The sequence below is a fragment of the Rhodococcus sp. p52 genome (assembly GCF_000763325.2).
In the GTDB taxonomy this organism is placed as follows: domain Bacteria; phylum Actinomycetota; class Actinomycetes; order Mycobacteriales; family Mycobacteriaceae; genus Rhodococcus; species Rhodococcus pyridinivorans.
Genome location: NZ_CP016821.1, coordinates 43,592 through 62,578, shown reverse-complemented (window position 1 = coordinate 62,578; position 18,987 = coordinate 43,592). Strand labels below are relative to the sequence as shown.

8 protein-coding genes are annotated in these 18,987 nt (G+C 67.5%); 5 read left to right on the top strand and 3 right to left on the bottom strand.

Features of this window, described 5'->3' with window-relative positions; translation table 11 throughout:
• Positions 1–15: 15 nt before the first annotated feature.
• Together IM25_RS24120 and IM25_RS24115 are read right to left on the bottom strand one after the other, a co-directional pair.
• On the bottom strand, positions 16–465 hold the full coding sequence (locus IM25_RS24120; protein ID WP_033098578.1) for a universal stress protein: 450 nt from the start codon (positions 463–465) through the stop codon (positions 16–18).
• A gap of 12 nt (positions 466–477) precedes the next feature.
• Positions 478–2,049 carry an MFS transporter gene (locus IM25_RS24115; protein ID WP_033098596.1) on the bottom strand — a complete coding sequence of 524 codons (1,572 nt, stop codon included), beginning with the start codon at positions 2,047–2,049 and terminating at the stop codon, positions 478–480.
• A gap of 128 nt (positions 2,050–2,177) precedes the next feature.
• Between IM25_RS24115 and IM25_RS24110 the strand changes: the two genes are divergently transcribed.
• Positions 2,178–2,846 (top strand): TetR/AcrR family transcriptional regulator, encoded by a 669-nt coding sequence (locus IM25_RS24110; RefSeq protein ID WP_006554624.1) that lies wholly within the window; start codon positions 2,178–2,180, stop codon positions 2,844–2,846.
• A 23-nt stretch (positions 2,847–2,869) separates the two neighbouring features.
• Here the strand turns inward: IM25_RS24110 and IM25_RS24105 are convergent, their stop codons facing one another.
• Entirely contained in the window at positions 2,870–5,884 is a 3,015-nt protein-coding gene (locus IM25_RS24105; protein ID WP_033098597.1) for a Tn3 family transposase, read from the bottom strand.
• A gap of 705 nt (positions 5,885–6,589) precedes the next feature.
• Here IM25_RS24105 and IM25_RS24100 point away from each other — a divergent pair.
• The 4 genes from IM25_RS24100 to IM25_RS27195 all read left to right on the top strand — a co-directional run bounded on the left by IM25_RS24100 (position 6,590) and on the right by IM25_RS27195 (position 18,969).
• On the top strand, positions 6,590–6,847 hold the full coding sequence (locus IM25_RS24100; protein ID WP_019287437.1) for a hypothetical protein: 258 nt from the start codon (positions 6,590–6,592) through the stop codon (positions 6,845–6,847).
• 2,260 nt (positions 6,848–9,107) lie between these two features.
• Positions 9,108–9,737, top strand: a complete 630-nt coding sequence (locus IM25_RS24090) for a hypothetical protein (RefSeq protein WP_033098580.1) — start codon at positions 9,108–9,110, stop codon at positions 9,735–9,737.
• 95 nt (positions 9,738–9,832) lie between these two features.
• Complete coding sequence (locus IM25_RS27200; RefSeq protein ID WP_232333526.1) at positions 9,833–13,672, top strand: hypothetical protein; 3,840 nt, start codon at positions 9,833–9,835, stop codon at positions 13,670–13,672.
• A complete protein-coding gene (locus tag IM25_RS27195) occupies positions 13,669–18,969 on the top strand; it encodes a helicase-related protein (RefSeq protein WP_232333525.1) in 5,301 nt (1,766 codons plus the stop codon). The genes IM25_RS27200 and IM25_RS27195 overlap by 4 nt, the downstream gene beginning before the upstream one ends.
• The last annotated feature ends 18 nt before the right edge of the window (positions 18,970–18,987 follow it).

Below are 18,987 nucleotides of genomic sequence, written 5' to 3'. Positions count from 1 at the left end.
TTCTGTGGGGTGTGTCTACCGTGCGGTGGTGAAGAGGATGTCGCAGTGGGCTTTGCGGGCGAGCTCGATCGGTGGGGTAGTCAGCAGCCGGGCCAGCAGCGGTGGCCGGTGGGGATCGGCGGTGACAATGAGGTCGGCGCCGGTGGCGGCGGCCAGGTGCAGCAGCGCGTGCGGGGCGGGTTCGGACAGGATGTGGGTTTCGATGTCGGTGGCGCCGTGGGCGAGGGCGTGCTGGTGGGCGGTCCGCAGGATGGCCTCGGTGGGAGTGGTGCCGCGTAGCTGGTAGGCGTCGGGTCCGAGCCGGTCGAGGTCCGCCCCGAGCTCACGTGCGTCGATGTGGTGGCGGGCGTAGATGATCAGGAGCCGGGCGTGGGTGGCGTGGGCGAGTTCGGCGGCGTGGTCGACCCCACGGTAGGAGCGGTCGGATCCGTCGGTGTCGACGATGATCGTGCGATAGGCCGTCATGACGGGCGTCTTTCACGAGAAGGGAGCGTGTTTTGCGGGGGAAATGGTCGAGATGTATCGGCGGCGTGGTGCGCGGCCGGGGGCCAGTACTGCCAGCACGATCGCCCCGACGGTGGTGAGGGCGGCCAGGGCGAGCGCGGCCTGGCCGCTGCCGTGCACGAACGCGGCCTTGGCGAACTCGGCCAGCGGTGCGGCCACCGGTCCGGCCTGGTCGGCGACCTGCAGCGCCGCGGCCAGGGAATCGGCGACCGGGCCGCGGGCGGGCTCGGGCAACTGGGGCAGGGCGGGCTGGATGCGGTGGGTGTAGCCGGCGGCCAGCACGCTGCCGGCCACGGCGATCCCGATCGCGGCGCCGATCTCGCGGGCGGCGTCGTTGACCGCGGCGGCGACCCCGTGTTTGGCCTCGGGGGTGTCGGCGACGATGGCATAGGTCGCCGGCGCGGTGCACAATCCCAGGCCCGCGCTCATGATCAGCAGCGGCCACAGCAGGTCGAGGTAGTGCGCGGCGAGTGTCAGCCGGCTCACCAGCACCAGCCCGGCGGCGATGGTGAGCAGGCCGGCCACGGTCATCACCCGTAACCCGACCAGGCTCGACAGCCACGGCGCGATCACCGAGATCACGACCAGCGGCACCACCATCGGCGCCAACGCCAGCGCCGAGGCCAGCGGCCCGTAACCGAAGACCAGCTGCAGGTACTGCACAAGCAGCAGGAATACCCCGAAGGTGACCAGGAACTGGATGGTCACCGACAGCGACCCGGCACCGAAACCACGGCGGGCGAACAACCGCACATCCAGCAGCGGCGCCGCCGAGCGCAGCTCGACGACCACGAAGGCCGCCGTCGCGGCCACGCCGACCCCGGCGGCGGCGGCGACGAGCGGGTCGGCCCAGCCGCGCGCGGGGAACTCGATCACGGCGAACACGATCGCCGCGACAGCGACCGCCACCGCCACCGCGCCCACCCAGTCCACCTGCGGATGCTCGCGCTGGCGGGACTCGGCGATGGTGCACGCCAACCCCGCCAGCACCGCCCCGGCCACGGTCAACCCTACGAACACCGATAGCCACGACCATCGTTCGAGCAGCACCCCGGCACCGAGAATCCCCAGTATCGCCCCGGATCCGGCGACCCCGGCCCATATCCCCACCGCCCGGCCGCGATGAGCGGGGGCGAACCCTGCAGTGAGGATCGACAGCGTCGAGGGCATCACCAGCGCGGCGCCTGCCCCGGCCAGCGCGCGCGTCGCGATCAACCAGGCCGGGTCGGACAGCAGCAGCGGCAGCGCCGAGGCGGCGGCGAACACCACCAACCCCACCACCAGCACCACGCGGCGCCCGTAACGGTCACCGACGGCGCCGGCGGGCAGCACCAGACACGCCAGCACCAGCGTGTAGCCGTCGACGATCCAGGTCAGCTGGGCTTGGGTGGCCCCGGTCGCAAGCGCGATCTGCGGCAACGCCGAATACAACGCCGCCATCGCCGCGACCACCAGCGCCACCGCCAGGCACGACACCGTCAGCATCCACCACTGGGCCCTGGTCCAGCGGGCGATCTCGACAGTGTCCGTTCCGGGTGTGGTCACCGGCACCTCCCCGACTTTGAAGACCAACGGTATCTGTACGAGACCATTCGTATCATAGTGGTTGGGGGTGGGATAGAGTTCACCCATATCAAGAGTTCAACGACACGAATTCGGAGGAAGGCGCGTCCATGACCGACCCAGGCCCGGCGGCGACCGACCCGCTCGCCGCGGACGACGAGCAGGCCGATCCGCGACTGGCGCGCTCACGCAACCGGTTGCTCGACGCGGCCACCCATCTGCTGTCCACCGGCGGTGTCGAGGCGGTCACCGTCGAGGCGGTCACCCGCGTGTCGAAGGTCGCCCGCGCCACCCTCTACCGGCACTTCGGCAGCACCACCCAGCTGCTCGCGGCGACTTTCGAACGACTACTTCCCCAGGTCGACACACCGACCGGCACCGGGCCCGTGCGTGAGCGGCTCCTGGCGCTGCTCGCCAGCCAGGCCGACCTCATCGAACAGGCTCCGGTGCAGATGACCACCCTGGCCTGGCTGGCGATGGGTTCCATCGGCGAGGACCACCCCGACCCGGCCGCGGTCACCTCGCTGCGCGCGCGCGTCATCGAGCAGTACCGCCACCCGTTCGACCAGATCCTCACCAGTCCCGAGGCCCGCGCGATGCTCGGCGAGCTCGACACCACCTTCGCCATCATCGAACTCCTCGGCCCGATCGTGTTCGCCCGTCTCACCGGATTACGCAGCATCGACCACGACGACTGCACCCGGCTCGTCGACAACTTCCTCACCGCCCACCGAACACCCACGCCAGCAGACACCGCTATCGACATCGCCACGCCGTAACCACGGGCCCCGGTTCCGCGCGGTCAGAACAAGGTGTCGCGCACCCGCAGCGGCCGGTAGCCCGTCGGGCCGAGGGCGGCGAGTTCGGCGTCGATGTCGACTTCGATCGCGCCGAAGAAGTTGATGTTGGCGCTGTGCGCCGGGCTGATGTGGGCCAGGACCTCGTCATCGATACGCTGCCCGGTCCGGCGCATCTGCTCGACAGCGAACCCGTAATACTCTGTGGTCCAGGCGATCACAGCGTTGGTCGTCAAGGTCAGGCACCAGGCCTGCTCGGTCTGGTCCTCGAGGTGGCGCGCCCGGATCATCCCCTCATGGGCATAGAGCAGGTCGCGGCGCAGCGCGTGCAGCGACTCGCCCTTGTTGAGCTGCCGCGAGATCTTGCGCCGGTAGTCCGGATCGGAGAGGTATCTCGCGGCGTAAATGGTGCGCCGCAGCGCCCCGTACTCCTTGAGCGCCGCTGCCAGGGTGTTCTGCCGCCCCGACGCCGACAGCTTGCCGACCAACAGCGACGCGGTGGCGTGCCCGAACTTCAGCGATCCGGCCAACCGCAGCAGATCGTCCCAGTGCTCGGCGATCAAACCCAGGTTGGCCTTGCGGGTCATCAGCGGGCCCGCGTGCGGGAACCGGGCCTCGGCCTCGGCGCGCGGGCCCGGCCGGTACAGGGTGATCCGCCCCAGATCCCGGATCCGTGGCGAGAGCTGCATCCCGAGCAGGTCGAACAACCCGAAGTTGACCAGGGTGACCCCGTGGGTGTCGGTGGCGTGCTCGGTGATCGGCAGATCGGTGGCGTTGCCCAGGATCTCATCGAGCACGTAGTGGGCTTCGCGTTTGGTCGCCACGATGACCTTGGTGCCGTAGGTGGCGTGGGTGTCGCTGACATGGGTGTAGGTCGACAGGCCCTCGCTGGCGAAATAGCGGCTCAACGGCCGCGCCGTGGTCGACTTACCGCGCGTCGGGAAACGCTGCCCGTCGCTCGACGACAGTGTTCCGGCGCCGAACACCGCGGTCAGCGGCAGCCGCTGGTGGTAGCCGACCAGTACCAGGTTGGCCGCGCGCAGGGTCTCCTCGCGCACATACCACTCGTCGGTCCAGGCCAGGATGTCGTAGGTGATTCCGCACGCCTCGGCCATCCGGATCAACCCCAGGTTCGTCGAGTGCGCCAGCAGTACCGCGATCAGGTTGCGTTTGAGCTCCGGCGTCCGGGTGGCCTGACCGCCGGCGTGGGTGAAGCAGTCCAGGTAGCCGGTGCGTTTGTCCAGCTCGATCAGCAGCGACACGATCGGCGCGAACGGCAGCATTTCGGTCAGCTCGGCCTTGAGCGTGATCGCCTCGGCGGGAACATCTTCCGCGCTCAGCGGCGAGATCACCAGATCCCCGCCCTCGTCCAGCCGGACCGGGCCGTCCCCGCCGGCCAGCACCTCCTCCAGCTCACCGAGAGCGTCGTGCAGTTCGGCGACCACGGTGGCCAGCGCGACGCCGGGATCGGCGGATCGCCCGACCAGGCCGCAGAACTCAACGCGTTGCGGTTCCCACTGCCCGGTGGTGAGCAGGTAGGCGGCCGGGTCGGCGTAACGGCGCGAGCCCGGCACGAACACATCCCCGCTGCGCAACCCGTCACGCAATCCGAGCAGCACACACAACTCCCAGTAGTGCCGATACGCGGTCGCGCTGCCGGATTTGCGGGCCTCGTCGAGGTAGCCGCGCCACTTCATCGGCACGAACCCGGTCGGGGCGTCATCGAAGACCTTGCGCCGCCCGGTCGCGTTCAACTCGCGCAGCATGTTCACCGCGATCAGCAACTCGGTCGCGGCGGTACCGCCGCAGAAGCGCACGGCTTCGAGCACCGCGGGGGTGAACTGACGCAGGTAGTTGTAGGAGGAATCCAACGCCGCCAGATGCCCGTGATCACGCGGCAACCTGGGCTTGGCCTGGGCGATCGCCGCGCGCAGGCGCTCCCACCCGATCTTCTCGCCGCGGATCAGCGCACCGATCTCCTCATCCGGAACGCCGGGGTCGGTAACGATTTCCAACAGATCGTCCAGCAGCGCCTGACGGTCCTCTCCAGTCTTCCCTCGTTCGGCCAGCCGCTGCTGCATCTTCCGTTCGGCAGCATCGAATTTCACCGAGATCGCCTGATCGAACAACGCCACGACCTCATCGAGGACATCGGTGCCGGACTGGGCCAGCACCGTGAGCAGGATCGGATACCGGCGTTGCGGATCCCGACGTTGCAGCGCTTGCGGACTCAGGCGCCGGCCCATCGTGGCCAAAAACCGGCGCCGCTCGGCGGGCAGCACCGACATATCCAGCCGATCAGCGCCCAACCCGCGCAGGAAACCCAGCTTGTCGACCTCGGCGCGGACCGCGGCCGCCGAGGCCTCCACCGGCCCGGTCGACAGCCACCGCAACCGCGAGATCCCCAGCGAAGCGTCGGTGACAAGCAAGCCGTCCAACTCCGCGCACCGCGCCGCAGTGAACTCGTGAGCGAGCCGGTCATAGGTTTCGGTCTGGGCCTGGTGGCGGGCGTGGGCGACCCGCTCGACCACGGTGACCGGGCCTGGCCGGATCACCTTCGCCGAGATCAGATACTCACACGCCAGCCGGAACAGCAGAGTCGGGGAATCGTGCTCCATCGCCCGCGCGAGCAGGAACTCATCGAGCTCCTTGAACTCGAGCGCACCGACCGCACGCCATCCCAGGTACCGCGCGGCCAGGCGCACATGTTCGGTGCGGGTCTTGGCTCGCCTGCCGTAGGCACCGATCACCACCGGATCCAACCGCAACTGCTCGGCGACACGAGCCACCGCCACCGGCGGAGCCGTGACCAGCCGATCCGGCACGAATCCCAGCCACGGCAGCGTACACAACGCGATCGCCAAGCCCAGCCGCTCGGCTGGGCCCCGGCCCCGGCCCGGATCCACGAACGCCAGATCCGCAGGCGTCAGCGTGAAGTACCGGAACAGCTCCTCGCGGCTGATCTCCGGGAATCCCCGCAGTCGTTCCAACTCCTCGTCCGCGAACATCCGCGTCGCCACGACCCCAGCCTCCACCAGCACCGACCAACATCATCATCGGCAGTCAAGCACCAACCAGTCGACAGCGCATGCCGAACTCGAAACCCCGTGCCCACCAGTCGGCTACGCCAAATCCGCCCGATTTCCGGCGGATGCTACGGCTACCCCCAGCCGAACGCGCGTCGAGCGGATCGGCGGCTCGATCCGGCACGGGCGCCGGCAGGCCGGTCGCAGTCCGGAGGTGGGCCGGACTCGAGCCAGAGGCCGAGTGACAGGTGGGGCCCATCGCATCGATTCGGGCGAACCAGGGATCTCCGAACGCCTCGGACGCCCTGCCGCACCTGTCCGGAGGAGGTCCGGTTCCACTCTAGTTAACATAACTTAGGTTATCGGCAATCCTGCGACCTGCGCCTTTGCCGTCTATCTTGAGATTTGCGCGACTCTCGCTGCTTCGGCACCTCTCGCAGGCTTGTAGTGAGGTCGCTTGGGATCGTTCTACAAACAGGCTGCCGTGCGGAGGGTATAGACAGTAATCCTCGATGTGCAATCTGGTATCAATGACGCACTGTCGTAGCATCACTCGACGGTTTCCCGTCGCTTCGGCGTCCGATGGCAAGATCACTGCCCGCGCACGCTTAGCTCGTGCACCTAACTCTCTACTTCGTAGGTAGCAGAAAATTTCTGCAAGTCCGGCGTGTCTAGAGTGAAAGAACAAGACGAACTGTCATGATCGTCGGCATGTCCGATTGTGTCCGTCGCCGCAGAGTGGGCCGTCCCGCGCTGCCGTATACGCCTGTGCAGATGAACCTTCGTGTGCACCCAAGCGTGCGTCGGTTCCTTCATACCGAAGCGGAACGGCGTGGGCTCAACGCCAACACGCTGCTTATGGAGATCGTTGCGGACGCTATGGGGACGACAGTCGCCGACCTGACCGCCGCAGGGCTGCAGGAAGAGGAGGACACCCAGATCCAACGAAGCGCCTGACCGCGTAGAGCAGGCCTATACAAAAACGAAACCCCCGGCGTGCCGGCCAGGGGCTTCGAAATAAGTCACGTAGAGGAGAAGCGCCAACTTCTTGTTCCTCTACCTCCCCGAAGGGACACTCTTGCCTGAGTGGTCTCAGGGTATCGCACACCCTGAAGAAGGTTCAATCAAATCACCGCGTGTCGCCAGCGATTTAAGTACGGCCACTAAATGCTGCGGTTCGAACACGTCACAGATAAGTGACCCGCGTCTCATAGAGCGCTTGTTTGAGGTGTGTACTCGTAAATGGTCACCGCGACCCCGAGTACGTCTCGACGTGCAGCAAACGCATGACTACCTGGCCACATCAGCGATGCCTGCGACTGCACCGGCCGTGCCGTGGGCTATTCACCTCACTGATACACAGCGACGATTCCGGCTACTCGCGTTCGACTTCGATAGCAGTCGGCACGGTACTGAGACTGCCGTCAGTGATGCAGATCGCCTGTGCAATGTGCTTGATGACCTGGGAGTCGCATATCTGCGTACAGTCTCCGGTCCGACGAAGGGCCAGCACATATGGGTCCGGCTCACCGAACCGGGCACTTCTGCGGACAGTGTGCGCCGCTTAGCGCACGTACTACGCCAACACTACCCAAGTCTCGATCTGTCCCCGCTCACCAACTCCGCCACTGGCGCGGTGCGACCTCCTGGCGCTCCCCATCGTCACGGTGGCTGGTCCCTCCCCCATCTTCGTGGGCAAGCACTGATCGACACGTTGGTGCGCATGGATGCAGGTACTTCGCCCGAGGTGGTGCAATGGCTTCTCGCCCAGCATCCTCACACCGAATCTCATTTGCGAGACCCCCGTCTTCAGAGGGTCCGCATCGTCAAGGACCAGGCCGGACCGCATCTCGATCGCCCGCGCCGACCACTTACCGCCCGAACTCGCGCGCTTCTATCTACGACTCCCCCGCTAGGCACCGACAGATCGGCCCTCGCACACAGCATCCTGCTCGGGATGGCGAAAGCTGGTCGTACCCTGGCAGATGTCGAAGCAGTTGTCGGTTCAGCCCCGGGTCTTGTCCGCCTACGCGAAGACCGTGACCGGGGCCGAGATGAGACGGTTCGCCAGTGGCGGCGTGCCCTCGATACCGCCGCTCGGTTTACTCCGCCCAGTGTCACCGAACGCGAAGTTATCGATGACGAGCTCGACCAAATCGAAGCCGCTATTACAACAGACCCGACTCGTTGGGCACGCGCCGGCGGAGCGAGCGACGAACGAATCCTGCATGCCCTGGTCGTCCTGGCACGTACGGCCCGCACACGGACGCTGGACATAGATGTACGCCGATTGGCCGAAGCAGCCGCCGTTGATGCTTCCACGGTGTCTCGACGCCTGCGAGTGCTTGCACAGGAAGGCTGGATTTCTCGAGTTCGAGCAGGAGCAGGGACTCGAGCCTCCACCTGGGAGTTGAACATTCGGTGTTCTACTGCAACACAAGGGGAACCCGCCCCCCGCTCTGGTTCAGGGCTATCCCTAGAACTGTTGGACCACCACACTCACGATGTCTGGTCGAACGGAGCAGGGCTCGGTGGTGTGGGTGCCCGTGTTCACTGGGCAGTTCTCAAGTTCGGAGAAACCTCAACTTCCGCTTCCTTCGGAAATGACATAATTTCCTGGGTTACATCCTTTACTGGCTACACCCGAAGCACCGTGTCCCGGATCGTAGGAAAACTCTATGAGAAGGGGCTGCTTCCGAAGTTGTCGACTTCAAGAAATTCGCAACAGATGGACCGAGTGGCTGCCTCGCTCGGAGTTAGAGGCGTGGCAGCACAGAGAGCTCATCGGCACCTTGTCGACCGTGAACTGCATCGGTGGTGGCTCGAAGAAATTGAGTGGAGAAGCCGCCGCGGTAAGAAGCACGGCGTCCCTAGGACTCCCCCATCGAATCTGGCCCTCCCCATGGACGCAAGCGCTCGGATGCGATACGGACGATTTCCTGCCAGGGCCAATGGCCGTGCGGACTACCGGTCGGCGCGCCTGATCGTCACAGAAGCGCTTGCTGCGACGTCGTCCAACAGAAAGGCCGCATAAGTCTTGGAGAGGCCGAGCTTTCCCCTGGCAACGGATTCACCTATTACTATTGTAATATCTCCGGCAGTCCTGCGGATGAAGGGGGCGCTACGCCCAGAGTCGGGGGCAGTCGAGGAGGTCGCGTGACGGGGGAAGACGCCCAGCAGGGGGCATTCGGTTCCGAGGATCAGGGAGGACAGGGCGGTGGCGCAGAGCGAGGAATTCACGACACAGGTCGAGGGGATCGACCTGACGATCGCGGCCGAGACCAGGCGGATTCTGGTCGAGTGGCTGGGCGTCGATCCGGCGACCGAGCAGGAACGGATCGATCGGCAGGCCCTGCGCCTGCAGCAGCTGACCGAGGACGCGGCCGAACAGTTCGAGCAGGCGAACCCGCCGGCGCCGGACGCGACGTACCAGGACGCGGTCCGCGCGAAGGAAACGGCGTGGCGGGCAGCACGGGAGATGGTGCTCGAGAACGAACTGTATCCGCAGGTGACCCCCGAGATCCGACAGGACTGGGAGCAGTTCGAGCAGTGGGCCGAGCAGGAAGCCGAGAAGGACTGGGAAGCGGCTCGGGTAGCGCAGGACCCCGACCGGTGGCGGACGCAGAACGTCAGGCCGAACCCGACCGCGGTGCGGGTGGTCGAGCGAGTGTGGCTGGACAAGCCGGCATGGTTCCGGGCGTTGGCGCAGGCCCTGATCGCACAGCGGATCGAGGACAACCAGCCGGTGCCGGCGACCTCCCGCGACCGGCTGACCGAGGAGCTGACGGAGTTGATCGAGGACGAGATGCGGCGCAACCCGCCGGAGGACCCGGATCTGCCGTTCTGATCCAGGCGCAGTGGGCGCAAGTCCGCAGCGAATTCGTAGACCTGGAGCTGCTGGGACGCAAGCTCGCCAAGAGGCTGGGCGCAGCGAACACAGCTTTGGAGACTGCGCAGGAACGCGGTTTCGACCGTGGCATCGAGGTCAACGGTCAGCGCGTCACCACGCTGACCGAACGGCTCGACCGTCTGCGGGGACGCTGGCGTGAGCTGCGGGCGCAGGAAAACCAGCTGCGCACCGAGCTGCACACCTGGGGCATCGACCCGGAGGCCGTCCCCAAGCAGACGGTGCGCGAGGTCGCCGCCGCACAACCGGCCTGGCGGGAGCATCCCGCAACCGAGCGGCAACTGCGCACCATCGAGCGCCTGGCCGCGGAGGCGAACGTGCCGTTCGTCCTCGACGACGACATCACCAAAGGCCAAGCCCACGATCTGATCACGGCGATGCTCGCCGGCAACCTGCCCAACGCCCAGTTCACCGACCGTCCCGCCGGGCCGATGTTCATCCCGGCCGCGACACCGGCCGAGCCGGCCACACCCCCTGCCCCAGCCGCTGCCGAGACATCCCAGGACGAAGAACCGCAGGTCGAGCAGCCGCGGCCGCGGCCGCGGATCGACCCCCTGGCCGACGTCGAGCGCCGGGTGCTCGAACGCCTCGCCGAACCGGACACCGACGCCGACACTGCCGCCAACCCGCAGGTCAACACCGCAGCGCAGTTCCTGTCGTGGGCCGACGGGCATTTCACGGTCAAAGCCCAGGTCGCCCTCGCGGATCTGATGGCCGATCGCGACTCGCTCACCGACGAGCAGTTCCTGGTGTGCCGAGTGATGCTGTCCGACCCGAAACGCTGGGGCGAGCTCGGGCACCGCGCTGCCGAGGCGTACTGGCAGGCCCGCACCGGCGAGCCGACACAGCATCCGGTCACCACCGAGGTCGCCGACGCGATCGTCGAGGCCCGCGCCGACGTCGAGCGTCCGTTCACCGAGGACTTCCTCGACACCACCCAGGCTGTACTCGACACCCAGGAGCCGGCCGAACCGGCCACCGCCGAGCAGCGCGGCGAGCACGTCGCCGCAGTGCAGGACGGGATCGACCAGGCCGCCACGGTCGAGGTCGATCAGTGGTGGGCACGAGGCCGCGCCGCCTATGACCCGGCCGATCCGTTGACGCTGCCGCAGCCGGACACCGATCCGCAGGTCGCCGCCGCGATCGGCAAGGTGCGCAGCCGCACGGGCCGCGATGAGATCCGCAGCCAGTGGTTCGCCGGTGTCGAGCAGGCACGTCGCGAGGCCACCGCTGGCGAACGGCAGGCTCTGATCGCCGAGGTCGCCGTCGATCCGCGGCTGATCGCTCAGGTCGAAGGCCGGCGCCCGGACTACTTGCCGGCCGTGACCCGTTCCGAGGTCAAGAGCCTGATCGCCGAGGCCGCCCGCAAGGCGCCCCCGCTGCGCCAGGCCGCAGCGAAGGTACTGCTCGAGCACCGGTTGCCGGACGAGCTGTATGAGCGGGCGTATGCCGAATGGGAGCGTGTGCACGGTCCCGAGCTGACCTGGGATCAGGGCACCGCCGCGCAGTGGACGGCGTGGATGACCATGCACGCCCGACGGGATCCGCTGCTCGGATCGTGGGTCGGGCTGCCGATGTACTCGCGCACCCCGATCATCGAGATCGGTATCGAGACCGCCTTCGAGGTCATGGCCGAAGAGCGCCCCGATCTGATCGCCGCCACCGCGGACATTCCCACCGAGCGTCTGGCGGCGGAGATGCGCGGGAACATCATCCCGAACCTGCCCGCACCCGACCCCTCGGAGCTATCCGCACAGTTCCAGGACGGGGCCGCGTACTGCGCCCTGACGTTGAAGGACCGCCCGAACAGCAAGGTCACCTACTTCCCCATCCGGGGCTGGGACTACACCCTCGGCGGCGATAGCTCCGTGACCTGCGGACGCAACGCCCGGGCGGCGATCGGTGCGCTGCTCGAGGCCCGCAACATCGCGCTCCCGGAGTGGATCGAACGGGCCTACCGGCCCTACGCCCAGGCCCGCGCCACCGTGCTGACCAGGGCGATCGCCTACGCCCGCAACAACGAGTTCTACCACGCTGCCGCCAGCGCGGACCTGCTGTGGCGCTACAGCCAATCCGGTTCCGCGGTTGCCGACCACGCACTGATCAAGGATGTGCGGCGCGGCATCATCGACCAGCTGCGCAGCGACTTTCCGGCCGAGACCGCCCTGCTCGATCGCTACGGCATCGACCTGGCCTGGACCCTCCAACACGATGTGGACCCGACGGTTCTACGCGAGATCCGCACCTCCGGGGACGACCTCTACAGCCCCACCCCGACCGATCTGACCTTCGCCGGGGCCGGAGATGTAGTCCTCGGAGACCCGGACGGCCAGCACATCACCCTCCGCTTCTCGTGGGCGCACAACAGCACCGAACGCATCACCTACGTCGATGATCAGCCCCGACCCGAGCTGACCCTGCGTGATGCGATCGCCGAGGCCCGCGCCATGCTCGCCACCGAACACGCCAGTGGCCAGCTCGACGCCGACACCGCGACAGCGGCCCAGACCCAGGCCGACACCGCCGCCGAGGCCGAACCACAGGTCAGTGAGGAGGCCGAACCACCGTCCCCCCGAGCCGTAGCGCCTGCGATCGACGACGCAGGCGCGGTGATCTTCGAAGAGGTCGACCCGGCTCCCAGTGAGCCGTCGGCCCCGACCGGCACCGCCCCCGCCACCGAAACGCCCGCGACCTCGTGGGTGTTCACCGACCGCCTCATGACTGGCCATATCGGGCCGACCACCGCCCCGGACCCCGAGCCGGAGCCTGCCACGACCATCGACGTGACCCCGGCACCGGACCCGGAGGCGACCATCGAGCCGGAGGCTACCGCCCCGACTGGGGATACCGAGGATCTGGTTGTCCCCGAGACCGCGTATGGCGAGCCGCTGTCGAGTCCCCTGTGGCGGGACAAACGCCAGCTGGTGCGGGTCCGCAAGGAATCCGGCGCACACATCTGGGTCTCCCGCGCCGCCGCCGCCCGCTACGCCGCCGCAGCCGGCATCGCACCGCCGCCCGCCGCTGACCAGTCACAACGCGAAAGCGCCGCTGCGGCCGCGGCCATCACTCCCGAGATCGACCCCAAGGCCACGGCCGAGACGGTGCCGCCCGAGACCGGTGCAGCGTCGACACGCACTGACACCGAAGCCGAGGCCGATCAGGGCGCAGCGGTCCCCGAGCACGCCGATGCTGCGGTGGCCCGTCCTGCTGCCCCGGCCGTGGCGGTGCAGGACTTCGCCCTCGGTACCGAGGTGCTCGTCCCGTCCGGGGCGAAGGCACGGGCACGGGCGAACATCGCCGCTCTGCGTCTGGTGCGCCGTCTCGACCAGCAGCAGCGACCGGCCACCGCCGATGAGCAGGCGGTGCTGGCGCAGTGGTCCGGCTGGGGAGCGATCCCGGAAGTCTTCGACAACCGGGCGAGGATCCTCGCGCAGTGGGGCGACGAGCACGCCGAGCTGCTGGACCTGCTTGGGGACAAGGGCTTCGCCCAGGCCCGTCAGACCACCCTGAACGCGCACTACACCGACCCTGCGGTGGTGGCGGAACTGTGGCGGGCGGTGGCGCGGGCGGGGTTGCCCGACGGCGCTGTGGTGCTCGAGCCGGGCTGCGGGGCCGGCCACTTCGTCGGCACCGCACCGGAGTCGGTGCGCATGGTCGGCGTCGAGATCGAGCCGATCAGCGCGAAGATCGCGCACTACCTGTATCCCTCGCAGCAGATCCGCAACCACGGCTTCGAGCGCAACTTCGCCCCGAGAACACCTTCACCGGGGCGATCGGCAACGTACCGTTCGGCAGGTTCGCGCCCGTCGACCCGATCCACAACGCAGACGGTCTGTCCATCCACAACCACTTCATCGCCAAATCGCTGGCGTTGACCGCTCCCGGTGGCTACGTCGCGGTGGTCACCTCGATGTTCACCTCCGATGCCCGCCGCGCCGAAGAACGCGCCGCGATCGTCGCCAAGGGGGATCTAATCGGGGCGGTGCGCCTGCCCACCGGGGCATTCGACCGGCAGGCCGGCACCGACGTGGTCACCGACGTGCTGGTATTCCGCCGCCGCGACGACGGCGCCACCCCCACCGAGGACACCCTCGAATGGGCACAGCCCGCCGTCCAGGTCGAACCGATCGACGCCAAGACCGGCGAAGCCGCCCACACCTGGATCAACCCATACTTCAAGAAGTACCCGCAGCGGGTGCTGGGCACCCTGACGGTCGGGGGCGGCATGTACGCCGGATCGTCGCTGCGCGTTGCCCCCACCACCACAAAGCCGCTGGCGACGCAGCTGCGCGAGCAGCTCGACCCGATCATCGACCAGGCCCTCGGTCGCGGACTCGGATTCACCGCCCCGGCCCCCGATCCGGCGCAGGTCGAAGCGTTCACCACGCCGGGGCTGCGCACCGGAGCCGACCTCGATTCCAACGAGGTGCTGCCCGGTGCGATGCGCTTCAACGAAGCCGAGGACCGCTTCGAGCAGTTCACCCTCGGTCGCGGCTGGGCCGAGGTCGGCTGCCGCGGCAAGGACCTGGCCGAGCAGTGGAAGGTCATCACCGGTCTCGGTGAGACGGTGATGGAGCTGGCCGAGGCCAGCCGCTCGCGCACCGCCACCGTCGCCGACCGCGACGTCATCCGCGCCCGCCTGGGTGGGCTCTACGACCGCTACGTGGGCACGTGGGGGCCGCTGAACCGCTTCAAGCTCACCGAACCGACCCCGCTGTCGGACGACAAGATCGCCGCCCGCCTCGACAAGGCGATCGCCGAGTGGCGGATCAAGGCCGGTCGCGAGGAGGCCCTCGCCGACGGGCTGGATCCGAAGGAGGCCGGCCCCTACACCGGGTCGATCCCCGACGAGGTGTACGAGGAGCTGTACGAGCAGGCATCGGCGCAGCCGCAACCGCGCCGCTATTCCGCGCATCTGCAAGGCGCGATCGCCCGGGATCCACGCCTGGGCATGGTGCTGGCCATCGAGAACTTCCAGTCGACGTTCGACGGCAGCGACGCGGTGGCGACCAAGACGGCGATCTTCACCGAGGACACCACCCCGTTCAAGGACAAGGCCGCCAGCGCCACCGACGTCGACGAAGCGCTGGCGATCAGCTTCGACGAGCTCGGACACATCTCGCCGCAGCGAGTCGCCGAGCTGCTGACGATGTCCGTCGAGGACGCGCTCGAGCAGGCTCAGGGGAAGATCTATCCGTCCCTGCACGACGCCGACCGGTGGGAATTGGCCACCGTTGCCCTGTCCGGGCAGGTGCGCGCCAAGCTGGCGCGGGCGACGATCACAGCCGGCGACGATCCTCGCTACGCGCCGCTGGTGGAGGCACTGGCAGAGGTGGTGCCGCCGGATGTGGATCCCGCCGAGATCGGGGTGCGCATCGGCGCGACCTGGGTGCCGATCGAGGACTATCGCGCGTTCCTGGTCGAGGAGTTCGGGCTGCGCCCGGACCGGCTGACCGTCGAACACGATCAGGTCAGCGGAAACTGGCAGATCACCACCGATCAGAAAAGCCGCCACGAATGGTCCGGGGGCTACCCGGACAAGTACGGCAGTGCCCGGCTGCCGGGCGTGAAGATGGTCGAGCTGCTCGCCAACAACAAGCCCATCCAGGTCAACAAGACCGGCGACGAGCTCGAACGCTCCCCGAAGCCGCGGTTCAACGTCAAGCTCACCGAACAGGCCCAAGCCTCGGCCGCAGCCCTGCAGGAACGGTTCGAACAATGGCTGTGGGAGGACGGCGACCGCTATGTGCGCCTGGCCCGCATCTTCAACGAGCGCTACAACTCCTACGTCAAGCCGGTCCACGACGCGACCGGCAAGGCGTTTCCCGGCCTGAACCCGAAGTACACGCCGTACGACTACCAGGCCGCTGCGGTGACACGGTTCCTGCACGACGAGACGATCCTGCTCGATCACGTGGTCGGGGCCGGCAAGACCTTGACGATCACCGCCTCGTGCATGGAAGCCAAACGACTCGGACAGATCCGCCAGCCGTGGATCGTGGTGCCCAATCACCTGCTCGGGCAGTGGGCGGTCGAGGCCCGCGACGCCTATCCGAACGCGAACATCCTCGTCGCCGCCGACCTGGACGGGCGCGATGACCGGCAACGCTTCGTCGGGCAGAGCGCTGTCGGGGACTGGGACCTGGTGATCGTGCCGCAGTCGGTGTTCAGTCGCATCGCCATGCGCCGCGAAGCGCAGATCGAGTACCTCGAAGGCGAACTCGGTGAGCTACGCGAGGCCCTCGACGCCGCCAACAGCCAAGGCGCGGAGTTCACGGTCAAGCAGATCGAGCAGGCGATCAAATCCACCGAAGCCAGGGTCGAGAAGATCATCGCGGCCAAGGCCACCGACGAAGGCTTGACCTTCGAACAGTCGGGGTGTGACTTTTTGTTCATCGACGAGGCGCACGACTACAAGAACCTCACCCGCCCGTCCAACAGCGCCGATCTGGCGGTCACCAACGGCTCCCAGCGGGCCACCGACCTGGAGATGAAGGCCAAGTACCTGCGGGACAAGGCCCGCGCCCGCAATGCCGAGCAGGGGATGGCGCACGCGCCGGCCAAGGCGATCGCCTTCGCCACCGGCACCCCGATCAGCAATTCGCTGTCGGAAATCTGGGTGATGACCAAATACCTGCGCCCGGACCTGCTGCACAATGCCGGCCTGGGACGGATCGACAACTGGGCAGGCACCTTCGCCAAGCCGGTGTCGGTGCCGGAGATGAACACCACCGCCACCCGCATCCAGATGAAAACCCGCATGGCCGAATACGCCAACGTCCCGCAGCTGGTGGCGATGCTCGACCAGTTCCGGGACGTGGTGACCTCCGACCGCATCCCGGTGCGCCTGCCCGTCCTCGACGGCGGAGCCCCGAAGATCGTGGAGTTCGACATGGGACAGGACGCCATCGACGCGATGGCCGACCTCGATGTGCGCATGTCCCAGATCCAGGGCGATCGGATGGACCTGGACAACAGCCTCAAGATCGCCACCGACGGGCGGAATCTGACGATGTATCCGTCACTGGCGAACCTGGGCGCACCGGACCCGCAGCACAGCCGGGTCGAGCACGCCGCCGACCTGATCTGGCAGGTCCACCGCGACCACGCCGACCTGCACATCCCGGCCGACAAGTACGGCCCCGAGATGACCGGGGTGTTCCAGCTGGTGTTCTGCGACCGCGGCACCCCCAAAGCCGGAGCCGGCCCCAAGGCCCGCAATCTCTACACCGAACTACGCGACGCCCTCGTGGCCCGAGGGATGAAACCCGAACAAGTCGCCTTCATGCACGACTACGACAACCCCAGGGCCAAGGCCCGCCTGGTGCAAGCCTGCGCCGACGGGCGGATCCGGGTGCTGCTGACCTCCACCAAGAAGGGTGGCACCGGCCTGAACGTCCAACGGGCACTCAAGCAGATGATCAACCTCGACCCGGCGTGGACGGCCGCGGACATGGAACAACGTCTCGGCCGCATCATCCGTCAGGGCAACGTCCACGAGACCGTCAGCGTGGTCAACATGGTCGCCCGCCGCTCCTACGACGCGATGATGTACCAGTACGTGGCCCGCAAATCGAACTTCGTGGCGATGATCCGCAAGGCCGATGTGCCGCCCACGATGGAGGATCTCGGCGGAGATCTGACCGTCTCGTGGGCGCAGAGCAAGGCCGCGGCCACGGGTGATCCGGTGTTCGTCGAGCAGGTCGAAGCCGACCAGAAGGTCGCCGAACTTCAAGCCCGTCGCGATGCGGTGCTCAATGCCAACGCTGCCCGCAATGCTGCGATCCGGGCACTGAGCCGGTCGATCACCGCCGACGAGAAGCGGCTGCCCGAGGTCCGGGAGGTCGCCGGCAAGCTCGCCGCCTGGAGCGGCATCGACGACCGTGCCCAGAAAAAGTGGGCGTTCCCCGACGCCACGATCCCTGACTCGCAGACCGCGGAGCTGGCCGATGCCCTGCGAGGGTCGTTGATCCGGCTCAAAGACGAGGTGACCCGCAGCAGCGACGAGCAGGTCTTCGGTGTCATCGGCGGGGGGCCACTGAGCCTGGGCTACAGCCAGACCCTCGGCCAGTTCTACGTCACCGTCGGTGAAGAAACCGCCTGGTACGAGCGGGATCGGTTCTTCAACGTCCTCGAACGCTCCACCGGAGCGCAGGGAATGCTGTCCACCATCCGCAAGATCGCCGACCGCGCCGACCGGCACATCACCACCATCGAATCGCGGATCGAACACAACCGTCGCCGACTCGCCGAGGCCGAGGCCGAACCGGAACTCGACTTCACCGACACGGCCGAACTCGAGGCCGCGAAGCTGCGGGCCGAGGAACTGCGGCTCGAAGTCAACGCCCGCGAGAACTCTCCCGAGGCGTTGCGCCGAGTCCGCGAAGACCAGCAGCGACGGGCTGCGGACGGGCAGTACCCGCAGTGGACTCTGGATCTGAACCCGACCGATGCGTGGGCCGAACACCGGAACATGAGCAAGGCCGAGCTCATCGCCTCGGTGCCCGAGCGCATGGCCGCAGCCCGGCAAGCCTGGCGGGGCGGCGCCGCGATGCGCGAGGCGAACCGCAAGGCCGATCCGTGGGTGGCCCTCGACGACACCGAAGCGATCTGGGAGTACGGCTTCGACTCGGGCAGCGGTAGGCCCGGGGCACGAGTGTCCTGGGACGATCGGCAATGGCACCTGCAAGCCTGGGACGGCAACGGCAGTGTCGACCGGGAGGCCGTGAACACCCGCGGCGAAGCCTTCAGCATCGCTACCCGAGCGGTCGAGAAGTTCGCCGCCGAGCAGAACATCGGCCGTGACGCGATCCACCAGGCCAGTATTGAACGCCGCGAACGTCTCACCACCACGCCGGAAACCACAACGCTTGCCGAAACGGCAACCGGAGTTGACGACAAGATAGCCGTGGGTGTCGAAGCGGACACCGATGCTGTCGTCGAGCCGACCGAGGCGGTGACCGGCCCGGACGAGGCGGTGACGCTTGCCGAGGACACCTTCGTGCTCGACGAGATGCTCGAGAAGGGACTGCGGGCAGCCGCCGGCGACCGGCGCCCGCTCCGTCCGATCGATCCTCGCCGCACCGGGCCGGACCAGCCGCGGTACACCGACCCGCTACCGCAGTACGAAGCCGGATACGACGGCGGATACGACGACGGCCGCGCCGTCTGACCACGCCTTTAGCCTCGA

Coding starts and splice junctions, on each gene's coding strand:
- IM25_RS24120 (WP_033098578.1), bottom strand. CDS start 465: ATGACGGCCTATCGCACGATCATCGTCGACACCGACGGATCCGACCGC.
- IM25_RS24100 (WP_019287437.1), top strand. CDS start 6,590: ATGATCGTCGGCATGTCCGATTGTGTCCGTCGCCGCAGAGTGGGCCGT.
- IM25_RS24110 (WP_006554624.1), top strand. CDS start 2,178: ATGACCGACCCAGGCCCGGCGGCGACCGACCCGCTCGCCGCGGACGAC.